Source organism: Streptococcus huangxiaojuni (assembly GCF_040930515.1).
In the GTDB taxonomy this organism is placed as follows: Bacteria; Bacillota; Bacilli; order Lactobacillales; family Streptococcaceae; genus Streptococcus; species Streptococcus huangxiaojuni.
On the sequence record NZ_JBFQEG010000010.1, the window covers coordinates 51,401 to 76,160 of the forward strand.

Sequence of the window (24,760 nt, forward strand, 5' to 3'; positions counted from 1 at the left end):
AAAGAAGGGATGAAGAATGTCGGAAGAAAATGTGGATTATGGTGCTGATTTGATTGTAGACAGCCTTCTTAATCATAATGTCAACTATGTCTTTGGTATTCCGGGTGCTAAGATTGACCGTGTCTTTGATACGCTTAAGGATAAGGGACCGGAGCTGATTGTTGCCCGCCATGAACAAAATGCCGTTTTTATGGCGCAAGGAATCGGACGTATTACAGGAGAGCCCGGACTGGTTCTGGTTACCAGCGGCCCGGGGATTGCTAACCTGGCAACAGGTCTTGTCACTGCAACTGATGAAGGTGATCCGGTTCTTGCTATCGGCGGTCAGGTTAAGCGCGGCGACCTCCTGAAACGGTCTCACCAGTCTATGAACAATGTGGCTATGCTTGAGCCTATAACAAAATACGCTGCTGAAGTGCATGATGCAGATACCTTATCGGAAACCATTGCCAATGCCTACCGTATAGCAAAAGCAGGCAAACCCGGAGCTAGTTTTATTTCAGTTCCGCAGGATGTAACAGACAGCCAAGTGACCGTCAAGGCCATCAAACCTTTAACAGATCCGCAGCTGGGATCAGCCTCGGTGGCTGACATCAATTATTTAGCTCAGGCTATCCGCAATTCTGTTTTACCGGTTTTACTGCTGGGTAATGGTGCTTCTTCAGCGAATGTCACAGCGGCCATCCGGCGTCTGCTGACTGCGGTTAAACTCCCGGTTGTTGAAACCTTTCAGGGTGCCGGAATTGTCTCACGAGATTTGGAAGCCGATACCTTTTTTGGTCGTGTGGGCCTGTTTCGCAACCAGCCCGGTGATATGCTGCTGAAAAAAGCTGATTTAGTGATAGCTATCGGTTACGACCCGATTGAATATGAAGCCCGCAACTGGAATGCTGAAATTTCAGCCCGCATCATTGTGATAGATGTTGCCCAAGCTGAGATTGATACCTATTTTCAGCCTGAACGCGAGCTGATTGGCAGTATCGAAGATACATTGGATTTGCTTCTTCCTGCGGTATCTGGCTATCGGCTGCCTGAAGGTTCAATAGCCTATCTCAAGGGTTTGAGAGACAATGTTGTCGATGACGTGAAATTTCATCGCTCTTCTAAAGAGAATCTGGTTCATCCGCTTGATGTCATTGATGTACTGCAGACTCATACCGATGATACTATGACAGTAACAGTTGATGTTGGCAGCCACTACATCTGGATGGCCCGCTACTTTAAATCCTATGAGTCGCGCCACCTCCTTTTTTCTAACGGGATGCAGACCTTAGGAGTGGCTCTCCCTTGGGCCATAGCAGCGGCCTTAGTCCGCCCTAATACCAAAGTTATTTCCATATCCGGAGACGGTGGCTTTCTCTTTTCAGCCCAAGAACTGGAAACAGCAGTTAGGCTGCAGCTGCCGATTATTCATATTATTTGGAATGATGGCAGTTATAATATGGTGGCCTTTCAGGAAGAAATGAAATACGGCCGATCATCAGGGGTTGATTTGGGTTCGGTTGATTTTGTTAAATATGCAGAAAGTTTCGGTGCCAAGGGCTACCGTGCTAACAGCAAAAAAGAGTTTGAGGAGCTGTTCAGGCAAGCCCTCAGTGATTCAGAAAGCGGCCCGGTTTTAATTGATGTTCCGATTGACTACAAGGATAATATCAAGCTGGGAGAAACGATTCTGCCTGACGAATTTTACTGAACCTGGCGAAATTTTATGTTGAAACGGGCTTAACGCTGCGGGGAAAAGCATGGTCAAGTATAGAACTGACTTCACAGTTAGACAGCCGTAAACGACTGAAGGCTTTGCAGTCTTTACAGCCTGCCGCACCCTTCTAGTCGTCTTGGCAGAGGTGCGCCGACGAAATCGAAGATTTCTGGCTTACCGCCATTTTTGCTGTGCTCTTTAAACGGGCTTTGTATCTTGTTGGAATTGAACACGCCCTAAAATCCTAGTGAAAAAGATGGCTGTCAGCGTGATGCCAGCATCACTTGCCATCCCCTATTTTCATACGGATTTTTTAACGGGCTTTGTATCTTGTTGGAATTGAACACGCCCTAAAATCCTAGTGAAAAAGATGGCTGTCAGCGTGATGCCAGCATCACTTGCCATCCCCTATTTTCATACGGATTTTTTAACGGCCTTTGTATCTTGTTGGAATTGAACACGCCCTAAAATCCTAGTGAAAAAGATGGCTGTCAGCGTGATGCCAGCATCACTTGCCATCCCCTATTTTCATACGGATTTTTTAACGGCCTTTGTATCTTGTTGGAATTGAACACGCCCTAAGAGCTGTGCAAAAAAGATAAATTTCCTTGTTTCTAAAGAAACATCGTCAATTTCCTATTTTTGCTGTGCTCTTTAAACGGGCTTTGTATCTTGTTAAATGAACACGGCCTAAAATCCTAATGAAAAAGGAAATGTTCTGCTTAGCTATTTCATTTAATAGAGCGGCAGATGTCTGAAAGCTTTGCAGTCTTGACAGCTTGATGCAGCTTTCTGGCTGTCTTGGCAAAGGTGCGTCTGCGAAATCTAAGATTTCGGACTGACTGTCTCTTTTCCTTTGTGTTTTATACAGGCTTTGTATTTTTGTGTGGTGAGTTTATGGTTGAAGCGATTAAATTATTTCAGTACAATACCTTAGGAGCTCTGATGGCTGGATTGTACGGCGGCACCCTGACTATCGGCGAGCTGCTGGAGCATGGGGACTTAGGGATTGGGACTCTGGACTCAATTGATGGTGAATTGATTGTCCTTGATGGTAAGGCTTATCAGGCTAAGGGGTCTGATGGTGTGCCTAAGGTTGTCGAGCTGTCAAACGAGGTGACGGTTCCTTATGCAGCGGTTGTTCCGCATCAGGCAGAGGTCATCTTTCGTCAGCGGTTTGCTATGACGGCTGAAGAGCTTGAGAAGCGGATTGAATCTTACTATGATGGGGTCAATCTTTTCCGCTCGATAAAGATAAAGGGTGACTTCGCTAAAATGCATGTTCGGATGATTCCCAAATCTGCTCCTGATACGAAGTTTGCTGAGGTAGCAACCCATCAGCCCGAGTATACACGGGAAAATTTGTCGGGGACGATTGTCGGTTTTTGGACTCCGGAAATGTTTCATGGTGTCAGTGTTGCCGGTTATCATCTGCATTTTATTTCAGATGATTTCAGTTTCGGCGGTCATGTTATTGATTTTGTTATTTCTGAAGGAACGGTTGAAGTAGGGGCGGTTGACCAGCTGGACCAGCGTTTTCCCGTTCAGGACCGTAAATACCTTTTTGCTAAACTGAATATGGATGAACTAAAAGAAGACATTGATAAATCAGAATAATTTTTTGGCTGTATTAGTTTCTTTTTGAAACCAATCCTCATATTGCTAACTAAAACACCGGCTTAAGCTGCTTTTTAAAAAGTACTTAAACCGGTGTTTTATTGTTAATTGTCGGATTTCAGCTTCATTTTAGCAACTTTATCCTGATTGGGTGTAACCCGCAGTGTTTTCTGTCCTGTATAAGTGACAAAACCTGGCCGGCTGCCGGATGGCTTCTTGAGTTTTTTGGCTTCAATCATATCGACCTGCACAAGATTGGACAGTCTGGCTTTGGAAAAATAAGCCGCCAGTTCCGCTGCATCGGTTTTAACCTGATCGCTGGGCTGTAAGTTATTTTTAATGAGGACATGGCTCCCTGGGATATCTTTGGCATGAAACCAAAGCTCTCCTTTTTTAGCCATTTTAAAGGTCAACTCATCATTTTGCAGATTATTCCGGCCGACCATAATAACTGTTTGGCCGTCAGAAGCTAGGTACTGTTCAGGCTTTTTCCGCTTCTGCTGCTTAGCAGCCCGTCGTTTTTTGATAAAGCCGGTTTGTGCTAATTCTGTTTCAATATCTGCAATATCATTTAGAGACGCCTGATTAAGAGCAGTTTCCACGCTTTCGAGGTAGGTAATAGTGTCCTTAGTCTGCTGAATCACTCCCCTTAAGTGCTTGACAGCTTCTTTTAATTTTTGATATTTTTTGAAGTAGCGCTGAGCATTTTGGCTGGGAGACAGAGCTTTATTCAAAGCAATTCTGATTTTCTCATTTGTATAATAATTATCCAGCTCGACATAATCCTGATTGTTTGGAACCTGACCAAGATAGGTTGTCAGCAGCTCACCTTTTTGCCGGTAGCTTTCCGCTTCATTGGTTGTAGCCAGTTCTTTTTGTTGTTTAAGAAGTTTTTTCTTATTTTTATCTTTTTCATTTTGGACGCGGTGAATGAGCTCTCCAGCCCGCTTTGCTACTCGGTCCCGTTCTGCTTTTTCCTGATAAAAATAATCCAGCAGCTCACCAAGACTGGCAAAAGTCTGGTTTGAGTCGGCAAAAAGAACGGCAGAAAAGCCTTTTTCTGTCAGATTAGGAACTAAACTGCGCTGAAAAAAGGCATGAAATGTTTTCAGCTTATCAGTTGTGAGGGAGGCTGACAATTCCTCAGCCGTGTCACGTCCCAAACCCTGAAAAATCTTTTGCAGATTTTTAGCTGTTAAATCCTGTGTCTGCAGAATTTCAAACAGTTTTTCATCAGCGATCTCATAAGGATTGAACTGATCAGATTTTGGCGGTGCAATGTATGCTGAACCGGGCAGAATTGTCCGGTAGCTGTTTTGGGAGAAACCGACATGCTTGATGGATTCAATGATTTTATTCTGACCTTTATCAACCAGAATGATATTACTATGCTTACCCATAATTTCAGCCACAAGCGTTGTTTTGCTGGCATCGCCGATTTCATTTTTATTTGAAACAGTGATTTCTAATATACGGTCATTCTCAATTTGCTCAATCCGCTCAATAACCGCTCCCTGCAGATATTTTCTCATAATCATGGTGTAAGTATTGGGAGTCTGCGGATTTTGAAAGTCTGTCCCAGTGATTTGAATACGCCCAAATACCGAGTGAGCAGACAGAAGAAGCTTATAATTTTGCCGATTATTGCGGATGGTTAAGACAAGCTCCCGGTCGAAAGGCTGGTTAACCTTTTGGATACGGCCGTTAAGGAGCTGCTCCTGTAATTCCTTTGTTAGATGATGTAAAAAAAAGCCGTCAAAAGACATAATTGGGGCACCAAAAATATGGCGAAAGCTCTTGTGAAAAGCTATCTGTCCTGACTGACAAAAAGTGACGACAATCAGGCCTGACCATCTTTCCTCTCTAAAATTTAGCTGGTCTTATTATATCATAAGACCAGCTAAAATACTTATTTTGCTCTCTTTAGTCCGATTTTTAGAAACATTTGAAAAACCGCTTGCAATTTTCAGAATTTAGGATATAATAATAAAAAAGGCAGAAAGGAAGACTAAGGTAATGGCGGTTCAAACGTTAACAGCGTGGCAAAGTTGGCATAGGTAAGCTTGTATTTATGTAGCAGCATAGATACGGCTTTTAGAATACATTCTAAATGGTATCTATGCGCTTTGAGTCTTAGTCTGAAAACAGAAGCGCGTGGTGAGATTTTCTTACTGAGCGCTTTTCTTTTTGGCAAAGGCTTGTTCTTGATGAAAAAAGAAAGAAACAAAAGCCGAGGGGAGCAAGGCTGAAGGACAGCTGCTGCGGATTCTGCCCACTCCGGGCAGCAAATCTTTCTCTGCCTGCTTAGCAAAATCTGAGACTTGCAGAACAGATTAGAAACAATTTGAAAGTTGGAAACTTTCATTGCCCTCTTCTAGTCGTCCTGGCAGAGATGCGCCGACGAAATCACAAATTTCGGACTTACCGCCAGCCGTAAACGTCTGAAGGATGATTTTAAAAATAGGCTTTAATGTTTGTTTATAGTGTTATGTGCAAGACGCAGTAGCCTAGTGGCACTTTATTCGCTTTTTCAAAGCTTTAAATTGCCTACTAGGCTTTGCGGGGGTGGGACAACGAACTTTGTGGTCTGGGGTTCTGTCCCACTCCCTAGTCGTCTTGGCAGGGGTGCGTCTGCGAAATCGGAGATTTCGAGCTTACCGTCATTTTTGCTTTGCTCTTTAAACGGGCTTTGTATCTTGATGGAATTGAACACGGGCTAAGCGCTGCGGGAAAAAGATAAACCGTCTAAGGTCTAGCGACCTAGCGTCGGTTTCCTATTTTCCTTTTGCGTTTTATACGCCCTTTGTATCTTGTTAATTGAACACGCCCTAAAATCCTAGTGAAAAAGATGGCTGTCAGCATGATGCCAGCATCACTTGCCATCCCCTATTTTCATACGGATTTTTAGACGGGCTTTGTATCTTGTGAATTGAACACGGGCTAAACGCTGCGGGAAAAAGATAGCCTGACCTCGAATCTTTCTGGATTCATCGGTCAGTCTCCTATTTTCCTTTTGCGTTCTTACCGCCCTTTGTATCTTGTGTGAGGGAGTTGTATGAAAAATAAAGGTTTAATGGTTACGCTTGCGGCACTTCTGGTTTTAGCTGCGGGAGCGCTGATTTATCAGAATGTGAACAATCAGGCTGGAACAAATGATAAGAAGGTTGTCAAGGTAGGGATTTTGCAGTATGTGACCCATGATGCTCTGGATGAAATTCATCAGGGAATTGTTGACGGTCTTGAAGAGGCGGGCTATTCCGGAGACAATATTGAGATTACCGATATGAATGCCGAAGGCGACCAAAGTAAGATTCAGACCATGAGTAAACAATTGGCCAATGGCGATAATGATGTGCTGGTTGGTATTGCTACACCAGCTGCACAGGGACTGGCCTCCGCCACTAAAGATATTCCGGTGGTTATGGGGGCAATTTCGGATCCTGTAGGAGCCAAACTGGTTGCCAATCTGGAAAAGCCTGAAGCCAATGTGACCGGTGTTTCTAATCAGGTACCGACAAAGCAGACTGTCGAGCTGATAACAGATATTACTCCTGAGGTTAAAACGGTAGGTATTCTTTATGCCAGCAGCGAGGACAACTCAGCTTCGCAGGTTAAAGAATTCAAGGAAGAAGCAGAAGCGGCAGGTCTGACAGTTGCGGAATATGCTGTACCTTCAACGAACGAAATTTCAACAACTATGTCTGTTATGGCCGGCAAAGTGGATGCTGTTTTTGTTCCTCAGGACAATACAATCGCTAGTGCCTTTACGACAGTCGTGTCAGCTGCTAATGCCGCAAAACTGCCGGTGTACTCCAGTGTTGACACGATGGTTGAGCAGGGCAGCATCGCTTCAGTTGCGCAAAGTCAATATGAACTGGGTGTCGAAACAGCTAAAATAGTGGTTAAGCTTTTGGCTGGAAAGGAAGTCAAAGATGTTCCGGTTAAAATCGTTGACAGCGGTACTCCGATAGTTAACCTTCAAGCGGCTAAGACACTGGATATCACTGTTCCTGACAGTGTTATCTCTGAGGCGGATACTGTGATTGCAGCCAATGATTAAAAATCAGTCTGCCGGCTTGATACTTACAGCTGACAAAGTAAATAAAGGAGTGGTATAAATATGATTATTTCGTCCGTATCGCAAGGCCTGCTCTGGGGAATTTTGGGCTTGGGAATTTATCTGACCTTTCGTATCTTGAATTTTCCTGATATGACAACAGAAGGCTCTTTCCCTCTGGGCGGAGCGGTAGCCGTGACGCTCATGAATCACGGGAGCCACCCGCTTTTGGCCACTGCTGCCGGAATGCTTGCCGGCTGTTTGGCTGGGCTTATAACTGGTCTGCTCTATACCAAAGGGAAAATTCCGACTATTTTGGCTGGAATTTTGGTGATGACTTCCTGCAATTCCATTATGCTCCTTATTATGCGCCGCGCCAATCTCGGGCTTTTGGATATCCGTTCTGTTCAGGATTTGCTGCCTTTTAGTACAGATATAAACTTACTGATTATTGGATTTTTAACTGTTGTTTTGGTTATCAGTCTCTTGATTTATTTCTTGTATACGCATCTGGGACAGGCTTATATTGCTACGGGGGACAATCCGGATATGGCAAAGAGTTTTGGTATCAATACCGATCGTATGGAAGTTATGGGACTGGTGATTTCAAACGGCTTAATCGCCCTGTCCGGTGCCTTAGTCAGCCAGCAGGACGGCTACGCTGATGTTTCAAAAGGAATCGGTGTTATTGTCATCGGCTTAGCCAGCATCATTATCGGAGAAGTTCTTTACTCTACCGGCCTGACCTTACTGGAGCGCTTGATTGCTATCATTGTCGGTTCTATTCTTTACCAATTTTTGATTGCGGCTGTTATTGCCCTCGGTTTCAATACTAATTATCTGAAACTCTTCAGTGCAGTTGTTCTGGCCACCTGCCTGATTATACCGGTTCTCAAAGATAAATTCTTCAAGGGGGTGACCTTGTCGCGATGAAAGAAATTGTTCAATTAAAAAAAGCGACCGTCCAAGTCAATAACGGCTTTACTGATGTCAAAACGATTCTTGATGATGTCAGTTTGACAATATATGAACATGATTTTCTAACGATTTTGGGCGGCAACGGCGCCGGAAAATCAACACTTTTTAACGTTATCGCCGGAACCCTGCCTTTAAGCAGCGGCAGTATCACCATTTTAGGCGAAGATGTGACCGCTCTTCCTGCTGAAAAGAGAGCTAAATATCTATCCCGTGTGTTTCAGGATCCTAAAATGGGAACGGCTCCGCGTATGACCGTTGCTGAAAATCTTCTGATAGCCCTGCACCGCGGTGAGAAGCGGGGACTGGCCGCTCGGAAAATCCACCATTATACCGAAAAATTTACAGAGTTAACCGGTCAAACCGGCAATGGACTGGAAAAACATCTGGATACCCCTACCGGTCTTCTCTCAGGCGGCCAGCGCCAGGCTCTCAGTCTTTTGATGGCGACGCTGAAACGCCCGGAGCTTCTTCTGCTTGATGAGCATACAGCAGCACTGGATCCTAAAACCAGTGTTGCGCTGATGGAGCTGACGGATACCTTTATCAGACAGCAAAAGCTGACCAGCCTGATGATTACCCACCATATGGAAGATGCTCTCAAATACGGCAACCGTCTGATTGTTATGAAAGACGGCTCCATCATACAGGACTTAAACCAGGAAGAAAAAGCCCAGATGACCATTGCCGATTACTATCAATTGTTTGAGTAAAGTCTTATCCGATAATAACTATTACTATTAAAAATACTCAGGACAGAACCTGCCCTGAGTATTTTTTTATCAAATAGCTTTCTTTCTTTACTGGGGTGGGTCTTACATTCTTGTTTACGTTTTATTCTCCAAAAATATAAGGATAGAGCTGTGCTACCTTTTGGAAGAGTTGGGTATCAAGCTGACCGATTTTTTGGATATTTCTAGCTCGAAAATCAAAAGTGTGCAGTTGAAAGGGATTGACTGCCCCTCGGATTGCTTTGTGCCGGACAGTCACCAAGAGTCCTCTGTCTTTTAGTTTTTGCTGGCCTTGAGTGATGGGGCAGACAGCTACAAATCCGGTTTGTTTGGCATAGTTTTGACTTGAAATGACTAAAGCCGGTCGGCGCTTTTGAATTTCCCTTCCAGCAGCTGGGTCAAAATCAATCCAAACAAGGTCTTGCTTTTTAGGAATGTAAGCCTTACTCATTATCTAGAAAAATGACCTCCTTAAAATCGTCTGTCATCGTTAAATCTGCTTCTCCGTCAAAAGGATTCTCTATTTTAGGCGCCAAAACAAGGGCACCATCAACACCTTTATAAACGAAAAACTCTGTTCCTGCTTTAATATCAAACTCTTTTGGAAGCGTTACAATCATTGAGTTACCAACCTTTCTTGCTTTTACCGTCACCATATTTTACTCCTCTACAACTTAAGATATACTTAGTATATACTTAAAAAGCAAATAAAGCAACAGGATAATGACTAAAGTTTAAGAGCCTATTACTATATTCGAAAAAGCTGCTTTTAATCAGCTAAATCTTTTTTTAAGACAAAGTGACAGGCTGGTGGTATAATAGAGCCGTTTAGAAAGTTTAAACGGGCTGTGTTCCTTGACCAACAACCAAGGAACAATCGGCAAATGTTTTTGGTTACTTTATTGGAGAGGTTATGTTAGAACTGCAGCATGTTACAAAAATTTACCAAACGGGCGGGCAGAGCCTTGCTGCTCTTGAGGATATCAATCTGGCTTTTCGTGCCAATGAATTTGTTTCTGTTTTAGGGCAGTCCGGCTCCGGCAAGACCACTCTGCTTAATATTATTGGCGGACTGGATCAGTATACATCAGGTGATTTGTTGATTAACGGCCAGTCTACCGAGACATTTAAGGACCGCGACTGGGATGCTTACCGCAACCATACCATCGGTTTTGTTTTTCAGTCTTACAATCTAATTTCCCACCAAACAGCTCTGAGCAATGTGGAGATGGCTCTGACCCTTTCAGGGGTGGCAAAATCTGAGCGGCGCAAACGCGCTATGGAGGCCTTAGAACATGTCGGTTTAGCAAAGCAGGCTCATAAACGGCCCAACCAAATGTCAGGCGGTCAGATGCAGCGGATTGCCATAGCCAGAGCTTTGGTCAACAATCCGGATATTCTTTTGGCAGATGAGCCGACAGGTGCCTTAGATTCGGAAACGTCGGTACAGATTATGGAACTGCTTAAGGAGATAGCCAAAGACCGTCTGGTCATCATGGTGACGCACAATCCTGATTTAGCTGATCGGTATTCGACCCGTATTATAAAAGTATTAGATGGTCATATTATCAGTGATTCAGACCCTTACGACCCTGCTAGACTGCAGGCGGCAGGAGCTGAGGCTGCTTTTAAGAAAACCAAAATGCGTTTTTGGACAGCTCTGAACCTGTCTTTTAACAATCTTCTGACTAAAAAGGGCAGAACCTTCCTGACGGCTTTTGCAGGATCTATCGGCATTATCGGAATTGCCTTAATTTTGTCTCTGTCCAACGGTGTTCAGGATTATATTGATCAGGTGCAGGAAGATACCCTAGTAGCCTATCCCTTATCTTTAAAAAAGGATGACAGCAATTCTCTGACCAGTCTTTTTTCAGCCAGAATAGAAGCCTTGGAAGGCGGTTCAGACCATTCTCAGTCAGAAAGTATTGGCGTTAACGACACCTTAAAAAGCCTGTTGACCTCTGAAACGTCGGATAATGATTTAGAAGCCTTTAAAGTTTATTTGGAGAATCATCAGAAAGACTTTGACGCACTCACTAAAGATATTCATTATTCTTATGACCTGTCTCCGCAGATCTATGCCGCAGACACATCTAACGGCGTCAAAGCTGTCAATCCATCAGATTTGAGTCAGGAATTAGATACTGACAATGTGATGGTTAAAACAATGGCTGATAACATGGAAATCTGGTCAGAAATCAGCAGTGACAAAGAGATGCTCAAGTCTCAGTACCAGCTTCTCGCCGGTCATTTTCCCCAAAAAGCTGATGAGGTCATTCTGATGGTCGATGAGAACCATAATGTCAATGACTTGGTGATCTATAGTCTCGGACTGGAAGATAGGGATGAACTCAGCCGCTTATCCCAAGAAACAAAAGATGATGAACAGACCTACGGCTACGATGACTTGCTCGGCCGGTCCTTTAAGCTGGTTATCCAATCCGATATTTTTCAAAAGGAAAATGGTCTCTGGGTAGATAAATCATCGGATACAGCCTATATGACGGATCTTATTAATAAAGGGAAAGATATCACGATAGTCGGTATCGTTAAACCGCAGGAAGGGACATCTAATAACACTTCTGTTGGGGGAATTGGCTATACGCAGGCACTGACAAAGCATATTTCAAAGGCTGTTAATGCCAGTCAGATTGCCAAGGAGCAAACAGCTGATAAGGGAACAAATGTTTTTACCGGGCAGCCTTTTTCTGCTGACGTGACCGCATTTTCTTCACAAAATCTGACCGAAGAACAAAGGCAGGCTTTGGCGGGAATGACGGCAGAAGAATTGGCCGCTTATGTGACTCAGTACAATCAAAATGTCAATGCCAGCTATGAAGACAATCTAAAAACAATCGGCATCATTGATTTAAATGCTCCCTCCAGTATCAACTTTTATGCTGGCTCTTTTGAAGATAAGGAGGCCTTAAAAGATTTAATTGAGGCCTATAATAAGAAAATGAAAAAGGCTGACAAGGAGGCGCAGATTATCAGTTATACTGATGACATCGCCTTAGTGATGTCGTCAGTGACCACCATGATTAATATGATAACCTATGTCCTCATCGGTTTTGTAGCTATTTCACTGCTCGTTTCTTCTATCATGATTGCCATTATTACCTATATTTCGGTTCTGGAGCGGACTAAGGAAATCGGAATTTTACGTGCTATCGGAGCATCGAAAAAAGATGTCCGCCGTATTTTCACGGCTGAAACAGCAATTGAAGGCTTTATATCCGGTCTTATGGGAATTCTAATCACTCTGCTTCTTAATATTCCCATTAATAAAGTTATTGAAAATATCACCGATGTTGCCCATATTTCTGTCCTGCCTATTTGGGCAGGAGCCGTGCTGACTGCAATTTCCATCTTTTTAACTGTCACAGCAGGGATTATCCCTTCACGCTTTGCTGCGAAAAAAGATCCGGTTGAAGCTTTGCATGCAGAATAGAATCAAGCTGAACAGTCAGACTGAGCTCCAACAATAAGCTAAGGATTGTATCCTGTATGGAACAGGAAAGGTACAATCCTTTTTATTTTGCTGCAGCTGTAGTAAGGGTGTCCAGCTTATCCAACTTTATCCCGGAAAAAAATAAGAAAATATGGTATACTATAAAAGATTGGCTACTATAATTAAAAATAATGAATTGATAACAAATAAAGAATTAAAGGAGTATCATGAGTGATATAAAAATTATCGCCTTGGGCGGTGTCCGTGAAAACGGGAAAAACTTCTACATAGCAGAAGTGAATGACTCTATTTTTGTGCTTGATACGGGGCTTAAATATCCCGAAAATGAGCAGCTTGGGGTTGACTTCGTTGTTCCTAATCTGGACTACTTAATTGAAAATAAGCGGCGCGTGCAGGGAATTTTTCTGACACATGGGCATGCGGATGCGATCGGTGCTCTGCCTTATTTGATTTCCGAAGTGAAGGCACCTGTCTTTGGATCAGAGCTGACAATTGAACTGGCTAAACTGTTTGTCAAAAATAACGGACCGAAAAAATTCCATAATTTTCATGTGGTGGACAGCAACACAGAAATCGAATTCGGTGATGCGGTTGTTTCTTTTTTCAAAACGACCCACTCTATTCCGGAAAGTCTGGGTGTTGTTGTCGGTACTGACCAGGGAAACATTGTTTATACCGGTGATTTTAAATTTGACCAGGCAGCCAGAGCAGCCTATAAAACGGATTTAGGGCGCCTGTCTGAAATCGGCAGTGAAGGCGTGCTGGCTCTCCTTGCTGATTCGGCTAATGCCGGCAGCAGGGTTCAGACAGCCAGCGAGTCGGAAGTCGGCAAGGAAATTGACAGTGTTATATCAGATGCTGATGGCCGAGTTATTGTTGCTGCAGTAGCCTCCAATCTTGTGCGGATTCAGCAAGTTTTCGATTCGGCTGCTGACCACGGCCGCCGTGTGGTTTTGACTGGCTTTGATGCTGAGAATATTGTGCGGACCGCCATCCGGCTGAAAAAGCTGCGCATTGCTGATGAAAAGCTGATTGTCAAACCTAAAGATATCGGTAAGTTTGCTGACCATGAGCTGATTGTGCTGGAAGCCGGACGAATGGGTGAGCCTATCAACAGTCTGGAAAAAATGGCTGTCGGCCGCCACCGCTATGTACAGATAAAAGAAGGTGATCTGGTTTATATTGTCACCACACCAAGTGTTGCTAAAGAAGCCGTTGTAGCCCGTGTTGAAAATTTGATTTACAAGGCCGGCGGGTCGGTCAAATTGATCACCCAAAGTCTCCATGTTTCCGGCCATGCCAATGCCCGCGATTTGCAGCTGCTGATGAACCTGCTTAAACCTCGCTATCTGTTTCCGATTCAGGGAGAATACCGTGATTTGGCCGCCCATGCTGAATTAGCAGAAGAAATCGGCATGTTCCCTGAAAACATTTATATTATGAAGCGAGGGGACATTATGATGCTTGGCGACCAAGGTTTCCTGCATGAAGGCGGGGTAGCAGCCGGTGATGTCATGATTGATGGCAATGCCATCGGCGATGTCGGCAATATTGTCCTGCGTGACCGCAAGGTTCTCTCTGAAGACGGTATCTTCATTGTTGCTATCACGGTCAATAAAAAGGAAAAGAAAATTGTCTCCAGAGCCAAAGTCAATACGCGAGGTTTTGTTTATATCAAGAAAAGCCGGGATATTCTGCGTGAAAGCGCGGAGCTGGTCAATGGAGCAGTTGCTGACTATTTAGCAAAAGACAACTTTGACTGGGGCGAACTTAAAGGTATTGTCCGCGATGAAGTCGGCCGCTTCCTGTTTGAACAGACCAAACGCCGGCCGGCGATTCTTCCAGTTGTTATGGAAGTCCGCTGACAGTTTAACATCATCTCAAGGCTTGGAATCATGTTCCGGGCCTTTCTTGAAACTGCAGTGAAGAAAGGAAATAACGATGGCTTTTTTGCAAATTGAATACCATTCTCAGGCTTTAGGCATGGAGCGGCAGGTCAATGTGATTTATCCCGATGCTGCTGAACTCTCTGAAACTGAAGCAAAAGATACAGATATACCGGTACTGTATTTGCTGCATGGTATGGGGGGCAATGAGAATTCTTGGCAGAAGCGAACCAATATCGAACGCCTCCTGCGGCATACCAATTTAATTGTTGTGATGCCGTCGACTGATTTAGGCTGGTATACCGACACAGCCTACGGGATGTCTTACTTTACAGCTATTGCTGTTGAACTTCCGCAGGTCTTGCAGCGTTTCTTTCCTTATATGAGCAAGAAGCGGGAAAAAACGTTTATTGCCGGTCTTTCCATGGGAGGCTATGGTGCCTATAAAATCGCTCTGGCTACAGATAACTTTTCTTATGCCGCTTCCTTTTCCGGAGCTTTGGGATTAGGCCTGGACGGGCAGGAAATTGCTGAAAACACAGGAGAGAAAAAGGCCTACTGGGAAGGGATTTTTGGTGATTTGAAATCAGAAAAAACGGCTCAGCACCTTTTGACGCATGTAGCTGAAAAGTCAGATAAAAAAACAAAATTTTATGCCTGGTGCGGTTATGAAGACTACCTTTACCAGTCCAATGAAATCGCGGTGAAAGAACTGACAGCACTCGGTCTGGATATCGATTATCATACCAGTCACGGCAAGCATGAGTGGTATTACTGGAATCTGCAGCTGGATAAGCTTTTTGAGTGGCTTCCTATTGATTATGTGAAAGAAGAAAGACTGATTTAAAAGTTACCATTAGGTAACTTTTTTATAACAAAATGAAGGAAGCGCTTTACAAAGCAACCTAAATAACGTATGATGAAGTTTAGAATAAAAGATACGCGTACTTAGTACAATTGCTTAGGAATCCCCAGATGTCTGAAAGCTTTGCCTTTCGACGCCCTTTGTATCTTGTGTAATTGAACACGCCCTAAAATCCTAGTGAAAAAGATGGCTGTCATCGTGATGCCAGCATCATTTGCCATCCCCTATTTTCATACGGATTTTTAAACGGGCTTTGTATCTTGTGTAATTGAACACGCCCTAAAATCCTAGTGAAAAAGATGGCTGTCATCGTGATGCTGGCATCACTTGCCATCCCCTATTTTCATACGGATTTTTAAACGGGCTTTGTATCTTGTGTAATTGAACACGCCCTAAAATCCTAGTGAAAAAGATGGCTGTCATCGTGATGCTGGCATCACTTGCCATCCCCTATTTTCATACGGATTTTTAAACGGGCTTTGTATCTTGTGTAATTGAACACGCCCTAAAATCCTAGTGAAAAAGATGGCTGTCATCGTGATGCTGGCATCACTTGCCATCCCCTATTTTCATACGGATTTTTAAACGGGCTTTGTATCTTGTGTGAGGTTTTATGATGAAAAAAAGATTATACTTGTTTTTAGGTCTGGCTCTTTCTCTTTTGGCTGTCTTTACCTTGACGGCCTGCGGAAGCAAGCAAACTGAATCGGTGTCTTATCAAAGAATCAGTGATAATGATGATTCGCGGGAAACACTCTATTTTAAAGAGGGAAGCGATGAAATGATTAAACAGGTTACAGTTTATACAGTCACTTATCAGGGAATGGAAGTAGCAGGTAAAGACGAGGCTAAAGATCTTTTTGAGAATGATATTTACCGAGCTTATAAGAATCTAGACGGTGTTGATCTTTCTTTTGATTACAGTGATACAAAAGCCACCATGACAATGGTTCTTGACTATGCAAAGGTTGATCTCAGTCAGTTAGCGGATGCCGATGAGAATCCTGACTTAAAACAGGCAGATTATCTTAGTATTAAGCAAACCGAAGAAAACTTAAAAAATGCAGGCTTTGAAAAAGTAACAGATAATAAGTTTCAAGAATTACAAAATCAATAACCGATAAGAGCCGAGAACTGTTTCTCGGTTTTTCATTTCAAAAAATTCAGCACAGCCGAAAGGGCTCCGTTTTTTGGGATAATCAACAGTTGTTGCTGCTTCTGTTTACAGCTTTGTAACAGTATGATTTTGGCTTGCTTTTTGACTCTTTGCCTGTTATACTAAAGTTCTAAGGTTTTAGGAGTTTTGATCTTCAATGAAGAAGCGAGGATGGGTCATGAAAAACCTTTTTAGAATGATTTTATTTATTCCCAGACTGATTTTCCGGATTATTTGGCATCTCTTCTGGGGGATTGTTAAAACAGCCCTTGTCATTGCCATTATCCTGTTTGCCCTAGCCTATTATGCCAACCACAGTGGGTCTGACTTAGCTCAGAGTTTCTCAGGTATGATGGACAATGTCGCAGCATTTTTCGCTGATACGAAGAGCGATGGTCTTCAGAATAAGCTGGCTAATTTGTCAACAGAGGATTTCACCTACTACAGCGGTGCCCGCTGGGTGCAAAATTCAGCCACAGTCTACATAGACACAGAAGTACCAACACTAATAAATGCTTATGAGACAGCGATTGCCAATTGGAATGCTACAGGAGCTTTCACTTTTACCATTGTAACAAATCCGGAGGAAGCTGATATTATTGCTACAGATTATTCAGACAGCAGCAGCCAGGCGGCCGGACTTGCTGAAACAGAAATCAATGCGGTGACGAATCAGATTAGCCATGTTGATGTGAAGTTAAATACTTATTACCTATTAAATGATAGTTACGGCTACACTCTGGACCGGATTATCCATACTGCTGAGCATGAACTGGGTCATGCTATCGGTTTGGCTCACGATGACAGTGAAACATCGGTTATGCAGTCATCGGGTTCTTACTACGGTATTCAGGAAGCTGATATTTCAGCTGTACAGCAATTGTATGCTGACTAAGTGCCGCTGTACGAGTCGGATTTCCAAATGGAAGTCTGGCTTTTTTGCTTTCTAAAAATACAGCCCAAATTCTGTACCAGTTTGCACTAAACAATGAATGGTGAATGGAATATTGCGGAAAATTTAATTTCTTGTGTGACTAGATATCATTGGCATATGGTCTCTGTACCTTGTTAAATATGGAAGTTTTGATAAAATAAAGATATGATTATTTTACAAGGGAATAAGCTGGAGCGCTCATTTTCTGGTGAGCTGCTCTTTGATAATATCACTATTCAGATTGCTGAACGGGATCGTTTAGCCTTGGTTGGCCGCAACGGTGTTGGAAAAACAACCTTGCTTAAAATGCTGGTCGGTGAGGAAGAACCGACCAGCGGGGAAATCAGCCGAAAGCGAGATTTATCGGTTTCCTATTTGGCCCAGGACAGCCGTTTTGAATCTGAGAAAACAATTTTTGAAGAAATGCTGCAGGTTTTTGCAGGTTTACGGGAATCAGAGCAGCTGCTGCGCACCATGGAAACTAAAATGGAAGAGCTGTCCGGCAGTGATTTAGAAAAGCTGATGGCTGATTATGACCAGCTGACAGAAGATTTCCGTTCCCAGGGCGGTTTTACTTATGAAGCTGATATTAAAACGGTTCTTAACGGTTTTAAATTTGATGCTTCAATGTGGGAGATGAAGATTTCTGACTTGTCCGGCGGTCAAAATACACGTTTGGCTTTAGCTAAAATGCTTCTGGAAAAGCCTGAGTTACTGGTTTTGGATGAGCCGACCAATCATCTGGACGTTGAAACAATCGCCTGGCTAGAAAATTATCTGAGCACTTATCCAGGGGCTCTGCTTATCGTCAGTCATGACCGTTACTTTTTGGATAAAGTGGCAACTACAACACTGGATCTGACACGCCATTCGCTGGATCGTTATGCAGGCAATTATTCTAGGTTCGTTGATTTGAAAGCTGAAAGGCTGGCCGCTGAGACGAAACGTTATGAAAAACAGTCTCAAACGATTGCTAAGTTAGAAGATTTTGTTCAGCGCAATATCGTACGTGCTTCTACGACCAAACGTGCCCAAGCCAGACGGAAGCAATTAGAAAAAATGCAAACTCTGGAAAAGCCTCAATCTGCTCAAAAATCAGCTAATATGACCTTTCGGGCAGATAAGGCCTCGGGAAATGTTGTTTTAACTGTAAGTGATGCGACTATTGGCTATAGCGGCAAGGTTTTATCCCAGCCGCTTAATTTGGAAGTCCGCAAGCTTGATGCCATTGCAGTTGTCGGACCAAATGGTATCGGGAAGTCCACCTTTATCAAATCTATTGCAGGCGAGATTCCTTTTCTAAAGGGAGGAGCCCGTTACGGAGCGAATGTCAGCACAGGCTACTATGATCAAAACCAGTCGCATTTAACAAAAACAAATACAGTCCTTGAGGAGCTCTGGCAAGCTTTCCCGACCAGTTCTGAACTGGAAATCAGAAACCGTTTGGGAGCCTTTCTTTTCTCAGGTGAGGATGTCAAAAAATCAGTAGCCATGCTTTCAGGCGGTGAACGCGCACGCTTGCTTTTAGCTAAATTGTCTATGGAAAATAATAATTTTCTCCTTCTCGATGAGCCGACCAATCATTTAGACATTGACAGCAAAGAGGTTTTGGAAAATGCTCTTATTGATTTTGAGGGAACTTTAATCTTTGTCAGCCATGATCGCTATTTTATTAATCGTGTGGCCACTAAAGTTTTAGAAATTTCTGCGGCAGGCTCCCGACTTTATTTGGGGGACTATGATTATTATCTCAGCAAAAAGGCAGAATCAGAATCACAAAAAGAACCAAGAGATGCTTCTGACAAGAGCTCTGAATCATCCGCCTCTGTGGATTATCAAAAACAGAAAGCCAGTCAAAAAGAACAGCGCAGGATAAAAAGGCGCATCAGTGACCTTGAACAACAGCTGGATAGTTTGGCGGCGGCAGGCCAAGCCGTTCAGACTCAAATGGCTGCCACAAATGAAGCGGATGAGCTGGCAGACTTGCAGGAAAAACTGGAAGAAATCGGCAAAGAAGAGGAGCAGCTGATTGAAGAATGGACACTGCTAAGCGAGCAGGCCGAAGAATAGTGTCAAAAACTTTTATCAAAACGCATTAGACGACTTGGCAGTTTTGCCTGCAGAAGTTGTATCGCTGTTTTGTTTTAGGCAAGACAAGGCCTGCTGTATAACAGATTTTATAACAAACTACAATAGCCAGATAAAATGATTAGAAGGAAAGCGACTTTCCTTCTTTTTTTTAATACAAAAGCCGTTAAAAAGCAAAACAAAAAGACGGTAAGCCAGAAATCTTTGATTTCGTAGGCGCCCCCCTGCCAGAACGACTAGAAAGGTGCGGTCGACTGTTAAGGCGACAAAGCTTTAAGTTTTAAATCGATTCTAGCTTTTTCAGGACGCAGTAGCCTAGTGAATTTAAGCTGCTTTTTCAAGGATTTAAAATGCCTACTAGGCTTTACGGGGGTGGGACAGAACTTTTTTTATCCTTGACAAAAGTTCTGTCCCACCCCCAGACATCTACGGCTGGTAAGGAGTGATACGAGACCTTAGTTTATATGGCTCTCTAGCACTGGGCCTGTTCGATTCTGTTAGGGAATGCCGGCTCAAAAAGTTTGTGAAAAAAATATTTTATATAAAAGAAAAAGACTGTTATAAGGCAGTTAGAAAGCGGTTCAATTAGTTGCACTTTGTGAAAAAATATCCTAGAATGTAAGAGTAAAAAAGATTTTTGGAGGACAATATGGTAACTCTGTCAAAAGAACAGCATCTGGAGATGTATTTAAAAATGGAGCGCATCCGTGAATTTGATATGCGTATCAATAAATTAGTAAGACGCGGCTTTGTTCAGGGGATGACCCATTTTTCAGTGGGTGAAGAGGCAGCCAATGTCGGGGCTGTTGCCCATTTGAGCTATGAGGACATTATTTTTTCCAATCATCGCGGACACGGCCAGTCAATCGCTAAAGATATGGATTTAAATGGCATGATGGCGGAACTGGCTGGTAAAGTTACTGGCGTTTCCAAAGGACGCGGCGGGTCGATGCATTTGGCAGATTTTGCCAAGGGGAATTACGGTACCAATGGTATTGTTGGCGGCGGCTATGCTATGGCTGTCGGGGCAGCTTTGACCCAGCAGTATAAAGGAACTGACAATATTGTTGTTGCTTTCTCGGGTGACGGAGCGACTAATGAAGGGTCATTCCATGAGTCTGTCAATATGGCAGCAGTGTGGAAACTGCCGGTAATCTTTTTCATTATCAACAACCGGTACGGTATCTCTATGGATATCACTAAAGCTACCAATACACCTCATCTTTATACACGGGCTGAAGCTTACGGTATTCCTGGATTCTACTGTGAAGACGGCAATGATGTTATTGCTGTCTATGAAACGATGGGCAAAGCTGTTGATTATGTTCGGAGCGGCAAGGGGCCGGCAATTGTTGAGGTTGAGTCCTACCGTTGGTTTGGACATTCTACAGCGGATGCAGGTAAATACCGTACTAAAGAAGAAGTCGATACATGGAAAGCTAAAGATCCAATCCTTAAATACCGGGATTATTTAACCTCAGAAAACATAGCCGATGCTAAAGAATTAGATGCTATCCGTGAGCAAGTTGTCAAAGAAATTGATGATGCTTATGAGTTTGCGCAAAACAGTCCGGATCCCGATTTATCGGTAGCCTTTGAGGATGTCTGGGTCGATTAAAGAGTGCTGCTGCCATCTTGTTAAGGCTGATAATAATAGCCGATGCCCTTTAAGGCTCGGCACTAGAGACCATTTCCCTCTTTGGCGAAATAGGCAAAATAAAGCTACATAAATCACTATTTAAAAATCATTTATTTCGGAGAAAATCAACTATGACAGAAACAAAACTAATGGCCTTGCGTGAGGCGGTCAATCTTGCAATGAGCGAGGAAATGCGGAAAGACAACAGTATTTATTTAATGGGAGAAGATGTCGGTGTTTACGGAGGTGACTTCGGAACATCTGTCGGCATGCTGGCTGAATTTGGTGAAAAACGCGTGAAGGATACGCCGATTTCGGAAGCAGCTATTGCAGGCAGTGCCATCGGGTCAGCTATTACCGGTCTGCGTCCGATTGTGGATGTGACTTTTATGGATTTCATTACAATCGCGCTTGATGCCATTGTCAATAATGGCGCTAAGAATAACTATATGTTTGGCGGCGGTTTAAAAACACCGGTGACCTTCCGTGTTGCTTCCGGATCGGGCATTGGATCTGCAGCTCAGCATTCTCAGTCTTTGGAAGCTTGGCTGACACATATTCCGGGCATTAAGGTGGTCGCTCCGGGGAATGCCAATGACGCTAAGGGTCTGTTAAAATCTTCTATTCAAGACAACAATATTGTTATTTTTATGGAGCCTAAGGCACTTTATGGTAAAAAAGAAGAAGTCAGTCAAGATCCGGATTTCTATATTCCTCTTGGAAAAGGAGAGATTAAGCGTGAAGGGACCGATTTGACGATTGTCTCTTACGGACGTATGCTTGAGCGAGTGCTTCAAGCAGCTGAAGAAGTTGCTGCAGAAGGCATCAAAGTTGAAGTCGTTGATCCGCGTACGCTAATCCCGCTTGATAAAGAATTGATTATTAATTCTGTCAAGAAAACCGGCAAACTTATGCTTGTCAACGATGCTTATAAAACCGGCGGCTTTATTGGTGAAATTGCAGCGATGGTAACAGAAAGCGAAGCCTTTGACTACCTTGATTATCCAATTGTACGCTTGGCTTCAGAGGATGTGCCGGTACCATATGCACGTGTGCTTGAGCAAGGCATTCTGCCGGATGTTGCTAAAATTAAAGCTGCTATCTATAAGATGATAAACAAAGGGAATTAGGCTTTAAAAAGCAAATCACATGAAAGGAAATGCAAATGGCTGTCGAAATTATAATGCCTAAACTAGGCGTTGACATGCAAGAAGGCGAAATCATTGAATGGAAAAAGCAGGAAGGTGATGCCGTCAGTGAAGGCGATATTCTTCTTGAAATCATGTCAGATAAAACAAACATGGAACTGGAAGCTGAAGAATCGGGTGTGCTGTTAAAGATAACCCGCAAAGCAGGTGAGGTTGTTCCGGTTACAGAAGTTATCGGCTATATTGGAGCTGAAGGCGAAACGGTAGAGACTGAAACGGATTCTACCCCTGCTCAAAGAGAACAGGCGGCAGAAGATGGTCTGACAACTGCAGCTAAAGAACCTGACAACCCAGCTCCGGCTGCTCCAGAGCCTCACAGCAATGAGAACAGTGTCCGTGCGACACCGGCTGCACGTAAAGCTGCCGAAACGCTCGGTCTGGCGCTTGAATTGGTTCCGGGAACCGGCGCTAAGGGCCGTATTCATAAGGAAGATGTTGAAAACTTTAAATCAGCCCAGCCTAAAGCAACTCCACTTGCTCGCAGAATCGCTTTAGACAGGGGCGTCGCACTTGACACTATTAAAGGAAGCGGCGTTAATGGTAAAATTGTAAAAGACGATATTTTAGCCCTTCTGTCAGCTGAGCAGAAAGAAGAAGCTCCGGTCAAAGCGGTTGAGAAAAAAGAAGCAGAGCTTCCAGAAGGCGTTGAAATTATCAAAATGTCTGCCATGCGCAAGGCGATTTCTAAAGGTATGACGCATTCTTACCTAACTGCTCCGACCTTTACGCTCAATTATGATATTGACATGACTAATCTCATGGCACTGCGCAAACAGATACTTGAGCCGATAATGAACAAAACAGGCTTTAAGGTTACTTTCACCGATCTGATCGGTATGGCGACTGTTAAAACCTTGATGAAGCCTGAACACCGCTATATGAATGCTTCCTTAATCAACGATGCACAGGAAATCGAACTGCATCAATTTGTTAATCTTGGTATTGCTGTTGGTTTAGATGACGGGCTTATTGTTCCTGTTGTCCATGGTGCAGATAAAATGAGTTTGTCAGACTTTGTTGTGGCCTCAAAAAAGGTCATCAAAAAAGCCCAGTCAGGGAAACTCAAAGCGGCTGAAATGTCCGGATCAACCTTCTCTATTACTAATTTGGGAATGTTTGGGACAAAATCATTTAATCCGATCATCAATCAGCCCAATTCGGCTATTCTTGGTGTATCGGCAACGGTTCAGACCCCAGTTGTTCTAGACGGCCAGATGGCTGTCCGGCCGATTATGGGACTGAGCCTGACCATTGACCACCGTCTGGTCGATGGTATGAATGGTGCCAAATTTATGGTGGATCTCAAAAATTTATTAGAAAACCCAATGGAATTATTGATTTAATTTAGTCAATTATTGAACTGAACACGCCCTAAGAGCTGTGCAAAAAAGATAGCCTGTCCTAGAGCCTTTGAGGGCTCTTCGTCCAGTCTCCTATTTTTGCTTTGCTCTTTTCACGGGCTTTGTATCTTTGTGTGAACTGAACACGCCCTAAAATCCTAGTGAAAAAGATGACATCCGTCGCGATGCGAGTCATCGCTCGTCTGTCCCTATTTTCATACGGATTTCTTAACGAGCTTTGTATCTTATTAATTGAACACGCCCTAAGAGCTGTGCAGTGACATCATCCAGTGGATGATGTCAGCCCGAACCTAGAAAGGGGAAAGTGAGGGGACTGGAAATCTGTATCGTTACCTAGTTACCGCCAGCCGTAGACGTCTGAAGGCATTATCGTCCTAGTGGCCGACCGCAGCCTTCTAGTCGTTCTGGCAGAGGTGCGCCGACGAAATCGAAGATTTCGGACTTACCGTTAGCCGTAAACGTCTGAAAGCTTTGTCGCCTTAACAGTCGACCGCACCTTTCTAGTCGTTCTGGCAGGGGTGCGCCGACGAAATCACAGATTTCTGGCTTACCGCCATTTTTGCTTTGCTCTTTTAACGGGCTTTGTATCTTTGTGTGAACTGAACACGCCCTAAAATCCTAGTGAAAAAGATGACATCCGTCGCGATGCGAGTCATCGCTCGTCTGTCCCTATTTTCATACGGATTTCTTAACGAGCTTTGTATCTTATTAATTGAACACGCCCTAAGAGCTGTGCAGTGACATCATCCAGTGGATGATGTCAGCCCGAACCTAGAAAGGGGAAAGTGAGGGGACTGGAAATCTGTATCGTTACCTAGTTACCGCCAGCCGTAGACGTCTGAAGGCATTATCGTCCTAGTGGCCGACCGCAGCCTTCTAGTCGTTCTGGCAGAGGTGCGCCGACGAAATCGAAGATTTCGGACTTACCGTTAGCCGTAAACGTCTGAAAGCTTTGTCGCCTTAACAGTCGACCGCACCTTTCTAGTCGTTCTGGCAGGGGTGCGCCGACGAAATCACAGATTTCTGGCTTACCGCCATTTTTGCTTTGCTCTTTTAACGGGCTTTGTATCTT

The 24,760-nt window shown here is 43.7% G+C and carries 17 protein-coding genes and 2 pseudogenes; 15 read left to right on the forward strand and 4 right to left on the reverse strand.

The features are described from left to right. The first annotated feature begins 16 nt into the window (after window positions 1-16). Together alsS and budA are read left to right on the forward strand one after the other, a co-directional pair. Window positions 17-1,693 (forward strand): acetolactate synthase AlsS, encoded by a 1,677-nt coding sequence (gene alsS, locus AB3329_RS06930; RefSeq protein ID WP_368395074.1) that lies wholly within the window; start codon window positions 17-19, stop codon window positions 1,691-1,693. A gap of 903 nt (window positions 1,694-2,596) precedes the next feature. Beyond that, window positions 2,597-3,316, forward strand: coding sequence for an acetolactate decarboxylase (gene budA / locus AB3329_RS06935; RefSeq protein WP_368395076.1), 720 nt, complete (start codon window positions 2,597-2,599; stop codon window positions 3,314-3,316). Between the two features lie 104 nt (window positions 3,317-3,420). Here the strand turns inward: budA and AB3329_RS06940 are convergent, their stop codons facing one another. Next, the gene (locus tag AB3329_RS06940; protein WP_368395077.1) at window positions 3,421-5,082 is read right to left on the reverse strand and encodes an Rqc2 family fibronectin-binding protein; all 1,662 of its coding nucleotides are present in this window, start codon (window positions 5,080-5,082) and stop codon (window positions 3,421-3,423) included. 1,289 nt (window positions 5,083-6,371) lie between these two features. Between AB3329_RS06940 and trpX the strand changes: the two genes are divergently transcribed. From trpX to AB3329_RS06955, 3 genes are read left to right on the forward strand one after another with little or no spacing between them, the layout of a single operon-like run. Continuing rightward, a complete protein-coding gene (gene trpX / locus AB3329_RS06945; RefSeq protein WP_368395078.1) occupies window positions 6,372-7,376 on the forward strand; it encodes a tryptophan ABC transporter substrate-binding protein in 1,005 nt (334 codons plus the stop codon). Window positions 7,377-7,436: 60 nt separating this feature from the next. Then, window positions 7,437-8,306: an ABC transporter permease gene (locus tag AB3329_RS06950; protein WP_368395079.1), complete on the forward strand. Its 870-nt coding sequence runs from the start codon at window positions 7,437-7,439 to the stop codon at window positions 8,304-8,306. After that, the gene (locus tag AB3329_RS06955) at window positions 8,303-9,061 is read left to right on the forward strand and encodes an ABC transporter ATP-binding protein (protein WP_368395081.1); all 759 of its coding nucleotides are present in this window, start codon (window positions 8,303-8,305) and stop codon (window positions 9,059-9,061) included. Before AB3329_RS06950 ends, AB3329_RS06955 begins: the two co-directional genes overlap by 4 nt. Window positions 9,062-9,182: 121 nt before the next feature. Here AB3329_RS06955 and AB3329_RS06960 read toward each other — a convergent pair whose 3' ends face one another. Further along, window positions 9,183-9,530, reverse strand: a complete 348-nt coding sequence (locus AB3329_RS06960; RefSeq protein WP_368395083.1) for a type II toxin-antitoxin system PemK/MazF family toxin — start codon at window positions 9,528-9,530, stop codon at window positions 9,183-9,185. Then, window positions 9,523-9,735, reverse strand: coding sequence for a type II toxin-antitoxin system PemI/MazE family antitoxin (gene mazE / locus AB3329_RS06965; RefSeq protein WP_368395084.1), 213 nt, complete (start codon window positions 9,733-9,735; stop codon window positions 9,523-9,525). The genes AB3329_RS06960 and mazE overlap by 8 nt, the downstream gene beginning before the upstream one ends. 257 nt (window positions 9,736-9,992) lie before the next feature. Here mazE and AB3329_RS06970 point away from each other — a divergent pair, with 257 nt between their 5' ends. The 10 genes and pseudogenes from AB3329_RS06970 to AB3329_RS07010 form a co-directional block, all read left to right on the forward strand. Beyond that, window positions 9,993-12,530 (forward strand): ABC transporter ATP-binding protein/permease, encoded by a 2,538-nt coding sequence (locus AB3329_RS06970; RefSeq protein ID WP_368395085.1) that lies wholly within the window; start codon window positions 9,993-9,995, stop codon window positions 12,528-12,530. A gap of 227 nt (window positions 12,531-12,757) precedes the next feature. Beyond that, window positions 12,758-14,416, forward strand: coding sequence for a ribonuclease J (locus AB3329_RS06975; RefSeq protein WP_368395086.1), 1,659 nt, complete (start codon window positions 12,758-12,760; stop codon window positions 14,414-14,416). A gap of 76 nt (window positions 14,417-14,492) precedes the next feature. Beyond that, window positions 14,493-15,284: an alpha/beta hydrolase gene (locus tag AB3329_RS06980; protein ID WP_368395087.1), complete on the forward strand. Its 792-nt coding sequence runs from the start codon at window positions 14,493-14,495 to the stop codon at window positions 15,282-15,284. Between the two features lie 631 nt (window positions 15,285-15,915). Next, window positions 15,916-16,419, forward strand: coding sequence for a DUF1307 domain-containing protein (locus AB3329_RS06985; RefSeq protein WP_368395088.1), 504 nt, complete (start codon window positions 15,916-15,918; stop codon window positions 16,417-16,419). Window positions 16,420-16,636: 217 nt separating this feature from the next. Then, window positions 16,637-17,353 carry a M57 family metalloprotease gene (locus AB3329_RS06990; RefSeq protein ID WP_368395089.1) on the forward strand — a complete coding sequence of 239 codons (717 nt, stop codon included), beginning with the start codon at window positions 16,637-16,639 and terminating at the stop codon, window positions 17,351-17,353. A 204-nt stretch (window positions 17,354-17,557) separates the two neighbouring features. Beyond that, window positions 17,558-19,462 carry an ABC-F family ATP-binding cassette domain-containing protein gene (locus AB3329_RS06995; RefSeq protein WP_368395090.1) on the forward strand — a complete coding sequence of 635 codons (1,905 nt, stop codon included), beginning with the start codon at window positions 17,558-17,560 and terminating at the stop codon, window positions 19,460-19,462. Window positions 19,463-20,129: 667 nt separating this feature from the next. Then, the gene (locus AB3329_RS07000) at window positions 20,130-21,098 is read left to right on the forward strand and encodes a thiamine pyrophosphate-dependent dehydrogenase E1 component subunit alpha (protein WP_368395091.1); all 969 of its coding nucleotides are present in this window, start codon (window positions 20,130-20,132) and stop codon (window positions 21,096-21,098) included. 152 nt (window positions 21,099-21,250) lie between these two features. After that, the gene (locus AB3329_RS07005) at window positions 21,251-22,249 is read left to right on the forward strand and encodes an alpha-ketoacid dehydrogenase subunit beta (protein ID WP_368395092.1); all 999 of its coding nucleotides are present in this window, start codon (window positions 21,251-21,253) and stop codon (window positions 22,247-22,249) included. 35 nt (window positions 22,250-22,284) lie between these two features. Beyond that, window positions 22,285-22,534, forward strand: a pseudogene (locus AB3329_RS11655) (biotin/lipoyl-containing protein); the annotation flags it as partial. A 122-nt stretch (window positions 22,535-22,656) separates the two neighbouring features. After that, a pseudogene (locus AB3329_RS07010) lies at window positions 22,657-23,670 on the forward strand (dihydrolipoamide acetyltransferase); the annotation flags it as partial. Between the two features lie 865 nt (window positions 23,671-24,535). On the opposite strand, the gene AB3329_RS07015 reads toward AB3329_RS07010, so the two are convergent. Then, a partial coding sequence (locus AB3329_RS07015) for a hypothetical protein (RefSeq protein ID WP_368395094.1) occupies window positions 24,536-24,760 on the reverse strand: 225 nt, incomplete at its 5' end.